This window comes from Pseudorhodoplanes sp., assembly GCF_035565795.1.
In the GTDB taxonomy this organism is placed as follows: Bacteria; Pseudomonadota; Alphaproteobacteria; order Rhizobiales; family Xanthobacteraceae; genus Pseudorhodoplanes.
This window is the reverse complement of sequence record NZ_DATMRV010000113.1, coordinates 1-11,645: the sequence shown is the minus strand read 5'-3', so window position 1 is coordinate 11,645 and position 11,645 is coordinate 1. Positions and strand designations below refer to the sequence as shown.

Below are 11,645 nucleotides of genomic sequence, written 5' to 3'. Positions count from 1 at the left end.
CTGCGCAAGGCCGCAGAACGCACCGCCGAGGCAACATGGCAGCGCATCGGCACCCTGCTCGATGCCTTCCCGCCGCACGAATGCGCAAACTACCTCAGAAACAGCGGCTATGCCTCAATCTAATCAGGACATACTCTAGCGGACGCTTCCCTGCCCGGGGACTAAAAACTCCCCGCCGGAAATCACGGGAATTTGCCTGCCACATTCTCCAACAGGCTCATTGAGAGGAAGATTCTGCCTGCAACGTAGCCTACGCAAATTCGCTGGCTCTCGTCCCGATTTCCCTGCCAATTCCCTGCACGGCAGGGAAACCGGACGGAGCATAAATGACGCGGAGATCGCGGGCGCAAAATGCCCCCGGAAGCACCGGGAGGCCCGCGTTAGTCGCTCGGTGCAGGATTGGGAGACGCAGTCCCGCGGTTTGCGCGGGCTTGCGGGAATCCCTGGCGAAGGAAACCGGTGCTGGGGTTAATGGCGGGCCACGCCCGATGAAGATGAGCACTACACCTACACTGTAGCGCTACCCTAGTGCCGCCGAGAGATGACTCAAGCCGCCATGCGACGGCGTCACGCTCCCTATATTCTACGACTGCATAGTGCGGTCTGCGTGCGAGCCGAAAGTTGTCAACTTAAGGACTGGTGTTGGGCTTTCAGTTGCCAGTCTTGTTTCAAGATCCGGCTGCTAAAGGCGGACGTAGTCTAGCCTGCCACGGAAGCGCACGGTAGTGATTGGCATGAGCGACGATTACGCCGAGAAGATCATTGCCGAGATGACTCGGTTGGACGGGCAAGCGAAACCCATGCCCCGCTGGTTTCGGGCAAAGCGGGAAGCGTCGTTCGCCATGTTGCGCCGCTTCCATCGTACGGCGCCGCCCTCACTGATCTATCACTACACGTCCTCTGCCGCGCTCATTTCGATCGTCGCCAACAACGAGCTGTGGTTGAGCGAGGCCACTTATCTCAATGATCGGCACGAGATTGAACTCGGCCGCCGACTAGCCTGCGATTGCGTTAAGGCGCGGATCGCGGCCGAACCTACGGCTGAGGTTAGGGCGATGCTCGAACTTACGCTGTCCTATTTCGACAGCCGGGCCGATCCGCAGGTCTATGTCGCCTGTTTCTCCTGCGAAGGCGACGATCTCACCCAGTGGCGCGCCTATGGCGGCACCGATGCACCCGTCGCTATCGAGCTCGAACACAGCCCACTGATGTTCGGCTACACCTCTGAAGGTGTGCTTGATCGCGTCATCTACAACGCGGAGGATCAGCGCTGGGTCTTCGACCGGCTGCTCACCGCTTATGGCGACGCCTATCGCGACGATATCCGCGATCCCATTCCGGTCGAACGGCGCGGCCCTCCGCTGACCGTCGAAGAGGAGAATGAAATTGTCGCCGGCAGCCTCTATCATGCGCTCTGGCACTATATTGTAACCTGCAAGGATCCTGCGTTCGCATCGGAGCGCGAGGTGCGCTTCATCTACACCGCGCACGACTACAGCCAAGATGGAGGTTCGCGGTCCTGGTATCCTGAGCATCCGGCCCCGCGCTTCCGCGAGCGCGCCGGTCGCGTGATCCCGTATCTGACATCCAGCAACCTTGAATTTTCGAACATGGATCGTATTCGCGAAGCCGAGAGGCTACCCATTCGTTCGGTGCGGATTGGGCCCACCGCCGAACCGGCATTGATCCAGCGCGGCATTCGCCGACTACTCGACACCCATGGGCACCAGGACACAACTGTGACCATTTCGACGTCGCCGTTCCGACCACGCTGACCGTACGGCGCCGCCCCAGAATTAGCGACGCTTCGAAGCGCTTGGCCGGCCGTCTGTGCTTGTCTGCTCGCTGCTTTATCGACGGGCCAATCTAAACGACGGGTGGCTGTCGGGGTCAAATAGCGCCGCGAGGAATAGCCACTTTTAGGGCGCTAAGCTGCCTATTTGCCGTGGAATGCGTCATGTTGTCGCACCCGTCGCAAGCTACTAGAGTAGAAAGGTGGCAGACTGCGGCCAGCGGCGGTATGGCGGGCCATGCCCGCTGATGATGAGCGCTACACCTACGCTCATCAAGGGTCGGGGCTTTCACCAATCATCGGGCAGGCCTATGGTATCAGCCCTTAACTGAACTTGATCCGGTCCAAAGCATCAAGAAAATCTGCATGCTCTTTGTAGCGCGGCATATTGTCCATCGCGGCGGTGAGCATCATGAACATATGCTCGAAAAAGCGATCCAGCACATTTTCATCATTGATCGTTGCGAGGTGATGGACCTGCCGTGAGCGCGCCAAAGTCATCGAAAGGCGCGAACCGAGGGGGGTGACCAGCACATCGCCAAGCTGAAAGGGACGTTCGATCTCGAGGTTGGACAGCGGAACCAGCAGTCTGCGCGGTGCGACTGCTTCCGCGCATACTGTCAGCAAATGGGCCGATAGAGGAATCCTTGCCTCTTCCCTGACCGTCGCGCGCCACCATTTGAAGATCTCGACTTCAAGGAACTGATCGGACAGGCCGCTCGAAAAGGGCTTGGCGGCGGCGACTTTCTCGACGAGGCGACGGAGCAGGCGGTATCCGTTCTCGCGCAGCGCAACGAGTTGGCCGTTCCTCAGGAAATAGCGCCCGACGGTTTGCCCCGCCAGATTCGACCAGGTGAGCAGCGGTTCGCCGACGAGATCATCGTCGGTGATCGCGCCTTTGACTTCCCGCCGGCTTTTGAAGGACGGCGAGCCATGGGTCAGCGTCCCGACCTCGCGTGCATCGATCAGGGCTTGTCCGTCACGGTCGATTGCACTCGCCGCGGCAGGATGTAACGATGTAGGGTCGAAAAACACGATGGTCATAGCTTCGACCATGCCCTTTGGAGGATGCTTGGCCAATCATATTGACGGTCCAATTTGATAGGTGGTGCCTGCAATCGCTAATCGCATGCTATGAACGGTTTTGATGCCGATCCGATTTTCCCCCGAGCGCCTCGCCGACTTGCTGATCGATCCACGCGAAGATCTTGACCTCGAGATCAAGAACTGGCTCGATCTGCGGGGTGACAACGAGGCGAAAGCGACGTTCGCGAAAGCCGCGCTGGCGCTGGCCAATCACGGCGGTGGTTTCATCATCCTGGGTTTGACCGAAACCGAACGGGGATGCGTCGAGGCGGAAGGCCGGCCAGCGACGCTGGACGGCTACAGTCAGGACGTGATCAACGGGATCTCGTCCAAAGCTATGCCGATCCGGCATTCCACTGTGCGATGCATGTCGTCGCGCGACGGGACGGCCAGCTCTTCCCCGTGGTCACGATTCCAGGAGACCATCGCTCGCCGATCCGCGCGAAGCGCGCCGGGCCGAATGGCAATATCGTCGAGAACAACGCCATTTATGTGCGCAAATCGGGTCCGCGCAGTGAGACGCCGACCAGCGGTCAGGACTGGGATGCGCTGTTAGCGCGGTGCCTTGCCCATCGCCGCGACGAGATGCTCGATCAGGCTCGACAGGACAGGCAAGCATTGCACCATGCCGGGATGCAGTCGTCGGAACCATGACGGCACGAAAGGCGGTGCGACAGGTAGAAGGTGAAGGATCATGGTCGCGGTAATGTCCATGAGCGTTGCGCTGGTCGCGCTTCTCTGCGTTCTCGCCTACACGCTCGCCATATACGCGCTGCCCTTTTTCGTCGGACTGGCCGCCGCGCAGTTCGCCTATCAGACCGGCTCCGGCCTGATCGGCGCTGGACTCGTCGGCCTGTTCTCCGCTGGCGTGGCCTTCGGCGTCCTGGCCGTGCTGTTCGAGACGATCCGCTCGCCCGTCATCCGCCTGATCGTCGCGCTTGTCTTCGCCGCGCCCGCCGCCGTCGCTGGCTATGCGCTGGTTTATGGCATCACCAAGGAAGCCGTCCCGTCCGAAATCTGGCGGCAAATCTTCTGCATCGTCGGCGGCGGATGCGTCGGCATAGCGGCATGGATGCGATTGGCGGCGGGAGTCGGCCAGCCCGCGAGATAGACGGCGGCGCAACGCGCCTAGCCGAAGGCCGCGACGACCGTTTCGATGGGCAGGAACAGCGTCCGGCTGTCTTCGGGATATTCGATGAACTCAGCGCAGCGCAGATAGAATCGCTTGGCCGCATCGTCCTTGGCATGGACCAGAACCGCCGCGATGCCGATGCTCTGCGAAGCCTGCGCGATCCGGCGCAGCGCGTCCGACAGCAGGTCCGCGCCGAGGCCCTTGCCCGCTTGTTCGCGGCTGACCGCCAAGCGCCCGATCACCGATACCGGCACAAGGTCGGGCGCATTGCGCCGCACCTTGCCGGGCGCGGCCGTCCGATCCACCGAACCGGCCGAAATGCAGAAATACCCCACCACGCGGTTGCCCTCGCACACGACATAGGTGCGCGAGAACCGGCTTTCATTCTTCAAGGCCCGATGGCGCAGCCAGTCGTTCAGCGCCGGCTCGCCGCAATCGAACCCCGAAAGGTCATGCTCGGCAGTCAAGGGAACGGGAGCAGAAAGCCGAGGCGCGGACTGGTCCGGCGCGTCGTCTATTTCTGCCATGCGGGAGTCCGGCGCAGCAGGGCCTTGAGCTTCGGTCCCGGTGCAGGCGGATTGTCGAGCGCCTGCATGAAAGCGTCGTAGCGCTCGGGATCGAGCGTAAACAGCCGCTGGTCGAGCAGCACATCGACCGCTTGCCGCCGCGCGCTCTCAACCATGAACTCCGTGCGCGTCTTGCCGAGGGCTGCCGCGGCATCGTCGATGAGCTGGCGGGTGGCGGACTCGATCCGCAGATTGATGCTGCCCTTGGCGTCGGCCACGGAGGCGCGCGCCGCGACAGCAGCCGTCGCAGAGCGGGAGGATTCGGAGGGGGCGAGACGCGTTTTTGCCATGGCTGCAATATGGGCGAGTGTATCCACAGTGTCAATACGCAGGTCAGCGAGGAAGATTTGGGCGTTGCCCTCCGGGCCGGGCTTTCGGCTGCGCCGGAACCACGCCTATGGCGCATTTCCGCCATTCGGCTTCAATCCCATAACGCAAGGGGTGGCCGCGGCCATTTCGCGGCAAAGCCCCCGCACAGTCGAGCAAGGTAGTTCGGGGATTCGGTCCTGGTCGCCACGGCGGGACCAGATGAGATTGGGCTTCCGCCCTCGGCTTCGACCGGCAGGCGGATCGGCACCGAGAAAGCCCGGACCATCCGCTTGGCCGAGGCATAGCACAGCGCCCCGCAGGCGGTCTTCCAGCCACACCGGACCCGGCAGCACCGGCGAAGGTCAGACGAGACCACACCCGCTATCGCCCTCGCTGGCGTCAGGGCGAACTCACCTTGTCGGTCGGATCAGGGAAGACCGCACCGGCGCAGTCCATGTAGCGCCGTCTCCGATCCCGGCGAGGCACACGACGGTCGCCATTGCCGTATTCCGTCTGATTTCCTGTTCGGACGCCCCATCCGCGTCCTCGATTGGCAAGGTCTGACCGAAGACCGGCTTCGCCTCGCTCGTCTTCCCGCAACGTCCGTCGCCAGCTTTTTTCCGCCGCCTTCGGCTTTGCAGCGCGAAACAAAAAAACCGTCGCCGGCCGCCTTCCACTTTGTTCCAGCCCCAAGGGGTGCGGGGCCGATCGTCCCCGGTCTCACGACCACCATCGAGGTCGCAATGGTGCGGCCCGACAAGAAAAGGACTACGACAATGGCAACCATCGGCACCTTCACCAAGAACGAGAACGGCGCGGGCTTCACCGGCGCGGTCAAGACCCTGACCCTCAACGTCAAGGCGAAGTTCACCGCCACCGAGGGCGACAGCGAGCGCGGCCCCGACTTCCGCATCTTCGCCGGCGCCACCGAGTTCGGCGCAGCCTGGAGGAAGACCGCCCGCGAGACACAGCGCGAATACCTCTCCGTCAAGCTGGACGATCCGAGCTTCCCCGCCCCGATCTACGCCAGCCTGGTCGAAGCCGAGGACGGGAAATCCCACAACCTCATCTGGTCCCGCCGCAACGGCGACTAAGACCGGCTCCCCGAACTGCCCCGCTCAACCGAGCGGGGCTTCTTTTTGCTCATGGCCGCCGCCTCTCAAGGAACAAGGAGATCGGGATACAGGACTATCCGGTTTTCAGGTTGGGCGTATCCCGATCAGATCTTCTCCCCGTCCGTCGCTTCCGCTCTGGCCGGGCCAGTTGCTTGGGGGCGCTGCCCCCTGGCGCGGCACAAGGGCGGCCGGGCGGTATCCCCAGCCTTCCGCGCGGATGCGTGCTGCGCACTGTCGTCAAGGCCGCCATCCGCTTGTGCAGGCCGGGTGATCCCCCTCCGCCCGTCCGCCCTTGTGCCTTGCACCCCCCGGTCTCGCCGACGGGCAGGGTTGCAGCGCAGCGCTGCGCTCCAACCCAGACCCATAAGGATCAAGATCATGACCTATCATCACCTTGCCACCCGGTTCGGCCGCAACAGTCACCAGATCAGCGGGCGCGAAGCGCTCGACAATGAAGCCCTGTATCGGCATGTCCCTTCGATCTTCGCCCGCGAGGCGCATGACAGCCGGTCGGAGCGGTATGTCTATGTTCCTACCATCGACATCGTGGAGGGGTTGCGCCGGGAAGGATGGTTCCCGTTCTTCGCCGTTCAGTCGGTTCCGCGCGACGGCAGCCGCCACGGCCACGCCAAGCACATGCTGCGCCTGCGCCGGGATGACGGCATCGGCAAGCCGGAGGCGGCGGAAGTCATCATCGTCAACTCGCATGACGGAACCAGCAGCTATCAGATGTTCGCCGGGATGCTGCGTTTCGTCTGCACCAACAGCCTTGTGGCGGGCGAGCGGTTCGAGGACGTGCGCGTTCCCCACAAAGGCAATATCCAGCATGACATTATCGAAGGCGTCTATACCGTCGCGGAGGACTTCCCCCGGCTGATCGACGCCAGCGAAACCATGAAGGAAATCCAGCTTGGTGAAGATGAGCGCCGTGTTCTGGCCGAGGCCAGCCTTGTCGCCCGCTATGGCGAGGACGAAAGCCCGATTCGCCCGGACCAGATCATCCAGCCCCGCCGCCGCGAGGATGCCGGGCGAAGCCTCTGGATGACCTACAACACCATTCAGGAGAACATGATACGCGGCGGCTTGCACGGCCAGAAGCGCAATGCCGAAGGCCGCATCCGGCGCAGCCAGACCCGCCCCATCAACGGCATCGACCAGAATGTCAGCCTCAATCGCGCGCTTTGGACGCTGGCCGAGGGGATGCAGCGCCTCAAGACGAAATGACCGCCAAAGCCGCGCAGCCGGAAACCCGGTTGCGCGGCTTTCCGCTTTTCAGGTTTTCCGGTTCCCCAAATTTTCCGCCGATCCGGCCTCGCGGATCGGCGGTGCGGCCATGCCCGAAAACATGGCCGCGCTCGCCGGGCTGCGCCCGGCTCGCAATTCGACAGAAGCCATGTTAAGGCAAAAATAACCAAGATAATTGATCGGCTTAGGCGATCTACTTATCTGATTACCTCACCTATGGCGACGGGGCGTCATCCCGGAAACTTCCTGTTCGGGCTTGGTCGGCCCGAATAGAGAGGTGACGCCATGATACGGATCGACTGGCGCGCTCCGGCCGCCTACAGGCACGCCAAGAACCTACCGGCCGCCGGTTTCGCGTGGGAATATCTTCGTCGCAATGACGACTACCGCCACGACTTTCAAAACATCGCCGCGACCGCGCAGGCGGACGCAAGCGAACTCAAAGCGTTCGTGAAACGCTGGGGGCTGCGATTTCCCCAACGACCCCGACGCAGGGCCTGACCGGCAATCCCCGTTCTGGTCCCCCGAACTCCAGCCGCAGGCGGTCATGTTGACGCCGGTGGAGCACAAGGACGGCGAGACCGAACCCATAGTCGTGCTGGCCCATCTCGATGGCCTCGACCTGCGCCGCGCCTCCGATGGCTGGCACGGCATCTGGCGAGTCGATGGCGTCGCGCATCAGTTCTGGTTGCCGAACGCCATTCCCGACGCCGCGACCTTCTATGCCGTCACCCTGCCGATGGATTCGTTTCTGGAACTGCGCATCCATGCCGCGCGCAGGCTTTGGCGCTCGCTCGCGCATCGCTCGCCGGGGCCGCCGCCCGGTGTCCTGCCGGACCAGCTCCGGCAATGGCATATCCTGTCGCTGCGCGCGCTGGACGCCAAGCTGCGCGGCGAAAGCTACCGGACCATCGCCGAAGTCCTGCTCGGCTTTCGCGGGACGAAAGACGACTTCGAGAGCGACCCATGCAAGAGCAAGGCCCGGCGTCTGGTCGCGCACGGCATCAAGATGATGCGCGGCGGCTATCGCCTGTTGCTGCACTATCCAGTGAAAACCGACAAAAGCTGATCCGGCCGCATCCGCTAGGCATCATGCCTGATTGGCGGCCGCTTGCTCCAACAGGCGCTTGTAGCCCTCCCGCGACATCCATTGCGCCCGTTCGAGGTGACTTTGCCAGCACCGATAGCTGCGCAGTTCTTCAGCCACAGGATCGCGGTGCAGCACGATTTGCGCCACTTCCTTCCAGTCGGCATTTTCGGCCTTGGCGTCGAGAAGCCGCAGATAGGTCACGAAATGCCGTTCGTCATAGGCGGTAATGTCGCCGCCGGTCGGCGCTAGATCGTCCACATCGGGGTCGAGTTCGACCGGAATCTTCATCGTCGTTCCCCTTCCGCTCAGGAGAGCCTGGCTTGCGGTGCGCCCCCGCAAATGGCCCCTCTGACCTGGTGATCGGGGAGTTAGTAACCGTGTTGGACGGCCCCATGGCCTTTAGGCGAGAAGCCCTGGACATGCGCCATGGGCTCCCCGACCATAGGGTCAAGGAGTGTGGTGCCGTCACGGCCGACACCAACCGCCAACAGGGGTTACTAAGCCCCAGAGCAGCGCGTCTGCTCCGCGCATAGTCTTAACCGAGCCGAGCGCGTCTGTCTTCGCCAAATAGTGCGAACAGCCACAACCCCGCTGAAATCTTTCCGCTTTTCGCCCTCGCTGGGGGGTGTCGTCTGCGCGGGGGCGCAAATGCGGCACGCTACAGGCCGCCAGTCCCTCGCCATGGTTCGCCACAGCCCGCTGTCGAAACCGACAGCCGCCTGTTTGACGAACCCGGAGGTGATCCCCATGGCCATCCGCCGCAACGCGGAGCTGCCGCCGCGTCTCTTGCGCACCAAGGAAGCCGCGCGCTTCCTCGGCATTTCGCTTCGCACCCTCGAAAAGCATCGGACCTACGGGACCGGCCCGATCTATCGCAAGATCGGCGGCCGTGTCCTTTACGCCGTCCGCGATCTCGAATCGTGGTCGGCCAACGGCGCGCGCAAATCCACCCGCGACAAAGACGCCGGCACCGTCTTCCCCGCCCGTCCGCTCACGCCGGAAGAACAGGACCGGCTCTAGATGCTGCGCGACGACGATCATATCCCCGCGCAGCCGGACAAGGACAGCGAGCGCAGCCGCCTCGATCCTTTTGTGGTCGCAACCGGCGACGCCACGCCGCGCGACCAGCGCGACTTGATGGAACGGCCCTTCTTCTCGCTGGCCAAGCGCCCGCGCATCACGCCGATCCTGTATCGGGCCGCCGATGTAGAGGTGCAGGTGTTCGCCATGCCCGAGCATGGGATGGCCACCATTTGGGACGCCGACGTGCTGATATGGGCGGCGAGCCAGATCGTCGCGGCCGAGAACAATGGCTTCACCACGTCGCGCTTCTTCCGCTTCATGCCCTATCAGCTCCTGCGCGCCATCGGGCGAGCTACCGGCAACCGCGACTATCTGCTGCTCAAAGCCGCGCTCGCCCGCCTGCAATCCACCGTCATCGCCACGACGATACGCAACGGACGGCATTGGCGGCGGCGGCAATTCTCATGGATCAACGAATGGGAGGAATTGACCACGCGCGCCGGGCGCGTCGAGGGCATGGAGTTCGTCCTGCCCGAGTGGTTCTACGCCAGCGTCATCGACCGCTCGCTGGTGCTGACCATCGACCCGGCTTATTTCCGCCTGACCGGCGGTATCGAGCGCTGGCTGTATCGTGTCGCCCGCAAACACGCCGGACACCAGCCCGAGGGCTGGGCGTTCGAGGTTTCCCACCTTCATCAGAAATCCGGCAGTTCGGCCCGGCCGTCCGACTTCGCGCTCGACCTGCGCCGGATCACGGCCCGCCAGTCGCTGCCCGGCTACCGCCTCCAAACCGAATGGGAAGACGGGCGGGAATTGCTGCGCTTTCTCCCCGAAAACTTATCAACAGGCACTGTTGATAACCATGTGAATCCTGTCGGGACATTAGGCGCACGCAGTATCGGGACATTAGGCGCAAATCCCGCGCCGGACTCTATAGAAGAATCTAACAAAGAATCTAACTCTTCTTCTTTGACGCGCGCGCACGCGACCCATGGTGCCGGTGCCGCGCGGCGAGGTGCGCCATGATCCTGGCGTTCCTCAATCAGAAGGGCGGTGTCGGCAAGACCACGCTGGCGCTGCATCTCGCCGGGGCCTGGGCCGCGCAGGGACGGCGCGTCATCCTGATCGACGCCGATCCGCAAGGCTCCGCGCTCGACTGGTCGCAGCGGCGCGGCCATGAAGGCTTGCCAAGGCTGTTCAGCACCATCGGCCTGGCCCGCGACACGCTGCATCGGGAAGCCCCGGAGCTGGCCCGCGATGCCGATCATGTCGTCATAGACGGACCGCCGCGCGTCGCCGGCCTTATGCGCTCGGCTCTGCTCGCTGCCGACCTGGTGCTGATCCCGGTGCAGCCGTCACCGTTCGACGGCTGGGCCTCGGCCGAGATGCTGGCGCTTCTCAGGGAAGCGCGCATCTACCGGCCCGAGCTTGCCGCCCGCTTCGTTCTCAACCGTTGCGGCGCGCGCACTGTCATCGCCCGCGAGACGGCCGAGACGCTGGCCGACCACGATCCGCCCTTGCTCGCCGCCGCCATCGGCCAGCGCGTCGTCTTCGCCGACGCCGCGCAGTCCGGCCGGCTTGCATCCGAGATCGACGGCGACAGCCCCGCCGCGCGCGAGGTCGCCGCGTTGGCCGCCGAGATCGACCAGCTACGGATCGGGAAGGCCACGCCATGACCGGACGCATCCGCAAGCCCGGTTTCGCGTCCCGGCCGGGTAATCCCGAAAGCTGGATCAAGGCGGCCGAAACGCCGCCGGGCGGCAAGGCCGCCGGCGAAGCGTTCACCGCCCGCCTGACCATCGACATCACCGCCGAGCTGCGCGGACGCATTAAGGTCGCCGCCTTCCGGCGCGGCATCACCGTCACCGACATGCTGCGCGACCTGCTCGCCCGCGAATTTCCAGCCTCCGAAGGAGACCAGCCATGACCGGCAAGGCGGCCCGCCGCATGCACGGCCGTCCGCTGCCGGACGGTCCAGCACCCTTCACAACCCTGGTCGAACTGACCTTCGAGAAACGCAAGGTCGAGCACTGGATACGCTTCGGCCGCAAGAGCTACGAACAGATCATCGACCGCCGCCGCAGCGTCGTCGGCTTCGCGCCTGAAAGCATCTTTGCTTTCGTGCGATGGGCGAGCGACGAACATGGCACGGTCGTTTCGCGCATCGACATCGTGCGCGCCATCGGCCGTGGGGAGCCGTTCCAGACGCTGCCCTTTGTTCGCCCCGGTGGCGAAATCCTGTTGCGCCTCGGTAGCTGGGCGAAGGTGCAACGCGCACTTGCCGCCA

Annotated in this window: 17 protein-coding genes; 12 read left to right on the top strand and 5 right to left on the bottom strand. The window is 63.6% G+C overall.

The window, feature by feature from the left end:
- Positions 1 to 734 precede the first annotated feature (734 nt).
- The gene (locus VNZ93_RS11045) at positions 735 to 1,775 is read left to right on the top strand and encodes a DUF2971 domain-containing protein (RefSeq protein ID WP_325704312.1); all 1,041 of its coding nucleotides are present in this window, start codon (positions 735 to 737) and stop codon (positions 1,773 to 1,775) included.
- Positions 1,776 to 2,116: 341 nt separating this feature from the next.
- On the opposite strand, the gene VNZ93_RS11040 is transcribed toward VNZ93_RS11045, so the two are convergent.
- Both VNZ93_RS11040 and VNZ93_RS11035 read right to left on the bottom strand, forming a co-directional pair.
- Positions 2,117 to 2,836 carry a hypothetical protein gene (locus tag VNZ93_RS11040; RefSeq protein ID WP_325704309.1) on the bottom strand — a complete coding sequence of 240 codons (720 nt, stop codon included), beginning with the start codon at positions 2,834 to 2,836 and terminating at the stop codon, positions 2,117 to 2,119.
- 88 nt (positions 2,837 to 2,924) lie between these two features.
- Positions 2,925 to 3,230, bottom strand: coding sequence for a hypothetical protein (locus VNZ93_RS11035; RefSeq protein WP_325704307.1), 306 nt, complete (start codon positions 3,228 to 3,230; stop codon positions 2,925 to 2,927).
- A gap of 11 nt (positions 3,231 to 3,241) precedes the next feature.
- Between VNZ93_RS11035 and VNZ93_RS11030 the strand changes: the two genes are divergently transcribed.
- Complete coding sequence (locus VNZ93_RS11030; RefSeq protein WP_325704304.1) at positions 3,242 to 3,532, top strand: hypothetical protein; 291 nt, start codon at positions 3,242 to 3,244, stop codon at positions 3,530 to 3,532.
- A 40-nt stretch (positions 3,533 to 3,572) separates the two neighbouring features.
- The gene (locus VNZ93_RS11025) at positions 3,573 to 3,989 is read left to right on the top strand and encodes a hypothetical protein (RefSeq protein ID WP_325704301.1); all 417 of its coding nucleotides are present in this window, start codon (positions 3,573 to 3,575) and stop codon (positions 3,987 to 3,989) included.
- A 17-nt stretch (positions 3,990 to 4,006) separates the two neighbouring features.
- On the opposite strand, the gene VNZ93_RS11020 is transcribed toward VNZ93_RS11025, so the two are convergent.
- Both VNZ93_RS11020 and VNZ93_RS11015 read right to left on the bottom strand, forming a co-directional pair.
- Complete coding sequence (locus VNZ93_RS11020) at positions 4,007 to 4,537, bottom strand: GNAT family N-acetyltransferase (RefSeq protein ID WP_325704298.1); 531 nt, start codon at positions 4,535 to 4,537, stop codon at positions 4,007 to 4,009.
- Complete coding sequence (locus VNZ93_RS11015) at positions 4,525 to 4,866, bottom strand: DUF1778 domain-containing protein (RefSeq protein WP_325704296.1); 342 nt, start codon at positions 4,864 to 4,866, stop codon at positions 4,525 to 4,527. The genes VNZ93_RS11020 and VNZ93_RS11015 overlap by 13 nt, the downstream gene beginning before the upstream one ends.
- 795 nt (positions 4,867 to 5,661) lie before the next feature.
- Here VNZ93_RS11015 and VNZ93_RS11010 point away from each other — a divergent pair.
- From VNZ93_RS11010 to VNZ93_RS10995, 4 genes are all read left to right on the top strand, one after another.
- Positions 5,662 to 5,979: a DUF736 domain-containing protein gene (locus VNZ93_RS11010; RefSeq protein ID WP_325704291.1), complete on the top strand. Its 318-nt coding sequence runs from the start codon at positions 5,662 to 5,664 to the stop codon at positions 5,977 to 5,979.
- 399 nt (positions 5,980 to 6,378) lie between these two features.
- Complete coding sequence (locus VNZ93_RS11005) at positions 6,379 to 7,224, top strand: DUF932 domain-containing protein (RefSeq protein WP_325704314.1); 846 nt, start codon at positions 6,379 to 6,381, stop codon at positions 7,222 to 7,224.
- A 306-nt stretch (positions 7,225 to 7,530) separates the two neighbouring features.
- A complete protein-coding gene (locus tag VNZ93_RS11000) occupies positions 7,531 to 7,746 on the top strand; it encodes a transcriptional regulator domain-containing protein (protein ID WP_325704288.1) in 216 nt (71 codons plus the stop codon).
- 46 nt (positions 7,747 to 7,792) lie between these two features.
- Positions 7,793 to 8,314 (top strand): DUF2285 domain-containing protein, encoded by a 522-nt coding sequence (locus VNZ93_RS10995; protein WP_325704285.1) that lies wholly within the window; start codon positions 7,793 to 7,795, stop codon positions 8,312 to 8,314.
- Between the two features lie 21 nt (positions 8,315 to 8,335).
- Here the strand turns inward: VNZ93_RS10995 and VNZ93_RS10990 are convergent, their stop codons facing one another.
- Complete coding sequence (locus VNZ93_RS10990) at positions 8,336 to 8,623, bottom strand: DNA -binding domain-containing protein (RefSeq protein ID WP_325704282.1); 288 nt, start codon at positions 8,621 to 8,623, stop codon at positions 8,336 to 8,338.
- A gap of 459 nt (positions 8,624 to 9,082) precedes the next feature.
- Between VNZ93_RS10990 and VNZ93_RS10985 the strand changes: the two genes are divergently transcribed.
- The 5 genes from VNZ93_RS10985 to VNZ93_RS10965 all read left to right on the top strand — a co-directional run.
- Positions 9,083 to 9,355 (top strand): helix-turn-helix domain-containing protein, encoded by a 273-nt coding sequence (locus VNZ93_RS10985; protein ID WP_325704279.1) that lies wholly within the window; start codon positions 9,083 to 9,085, stop codon positions 9,353 to 9,355.
- A complete protein-coding gene (locus VNZ93_RS10980; protein WP_325704276.1) occupies positions 9,356 to 10,384 on the top strand; it encodes a replication initiator protein A in 1,029 nt (342 codons plus the stop codon). It begins immediately after the preceding gene.
- Positions 10,381 to 11,034, top strand: a complete 654-nt coding sequence (parA, locus tag VNZ93_RS10975) for a ParA family partition ATPase (protein ID WP_325704273.1) — start codon at positions 10,381 to 10,383, stop codon at positions 11,032 to 11,034. Before VNZ93_RS10980 ends, parA begins: the two co-directional genes overlap by 4 nt.
- On the top strand, positions 11,031 to 11,285 hold the full coding sequence (locus VNZ93_RS10970) for a hypothetical protein (RefSeq protein WP_325704270.1): 255 nt from the start codon (positions 11,031 to 11,033) through the stop codon (positions 11,283 to 11,285). Before parA ends, VNZ93_RS10970 begins: the two co-directional genes overlap by 4 nt.
- The coding region (locus VNZ93_RS10965) for a DUF2840 domain-containing protein (protein ID WP_325704267.1) at positions 11,282 to 11,645 on the top strand (364 nt) is incomplete at its 3' end. The genes VNZ93_RS10970 and VNZ93_RS10965, both read left to right, overlap by 4 nt.

Coding starts and splice junctions, on each gene's coding strand:
- VNZ93_RS11045 (WP_325704312.1), top strand. CDS start 735: ATGAGCGACGATTACGCCGAGAAGATCATTGCCGAGATGACTCGGTTG.
- VNZ93_RS11040 (WP_325704309.1), bottom strand. CDS start 2,836: ATGACCATCGTGTTTTTCGACCCTACATCGTTACATCCTGCCGCGGCG.
- VNZ93_RS11035 (WP_325704307.1), bottom strand. CDS start 3,230: ATGCCGGATCGGCATAGCTTTGGACGAGATCCCGTTGATCACGTCCTG.
- VNZ93_RS11030 (WP_325704304.1), top strand. CDS start 3,242: ATGCATGTCGTCGCGCGACGGGACGGCCAGCTCTTCCCCGTGGTCACG.
- VNZ93_RS11025 (WP_325704301.1), top strand. CDS start 3,573: ATGGTCGCGGTAATGTCCATGAGCGTTGCGCTGGTCGCGCTTCTCTGC.
- VNZ93_RS11020 (WP_325704298.1), bottom strand. CDS start 4,537: ATGGCAGAAATAGACGACGCGCCGGACCAGTCCGCGCCTCGGCTTTCT.
- VNZ93_RS11015 (WP_325704296.1), bottom strand. CDS start 4,866: ATGGCAAAAACGCGTCTCGCCCCCTCCGAATCCTCCCGCTCTGCGACG.
- VNZ93_RS11010 (WP_325704291.1), top strand. CDS start 5,662: ATGGCAACCATCGGCACCTTCACCAAGAACGAGAACGGCGCGGGCTTC.
- VNZ93_RS11005 (WP_325704314.1), top strand. CDS start 6,379: ATGACCTATCATCACCTTGCCACCCGGTTCGGCCGCAACAGTCACCAG.
- VNZ93_RS11000 (WP_325704288.1), top strand. CDS start 7,531: ATGATACGGATCGACTGGCGCGCTCCGGCCGCCTACAGGCACGCCAAG.
- VNZ93_RS10995 (WP_325704285.1), top strand. CDS start 7,793: ATGTTGACGCCGGTGGAGCACAAGGACGGCGAGACCGAACCCATAGTC.
- VNZ93_RS10990 (WP_325704282.1), bottom strand. CDS start 8,623: ATGAAGATTCCGGTCGAACTCGACCCCGATGTGGACGATCTAGCGCCG.
- VNZ93_RS10985 (WP_325704279.1), top strand. CDS start 9,083: ATGGCCATCCGCCGCAACGCGGAGCTGCCGCCGCGTCTCTTGCGCACC.
- VNZ93_RS10980 (WP_325704276.1), top strand. CDS start 9,356: ATGCTGCGCGACGACGATCATATCCCCGCGCAGCCGGACAAGGACAGC.
- parA (WP_325704273.1), top strand. CDS start 10,381: ATGATCCTGGCGTTCCTCAATCAGAAGGGCGGTGTCGGCAAGACCACG.
- VNZ93_RS10970 (WP_325704270.1), top strand. CDS start 11,031: ATGACCGGACGCATCCGCAAGCCCGGTTTCGCGTCCCGGCCGGGTAAT.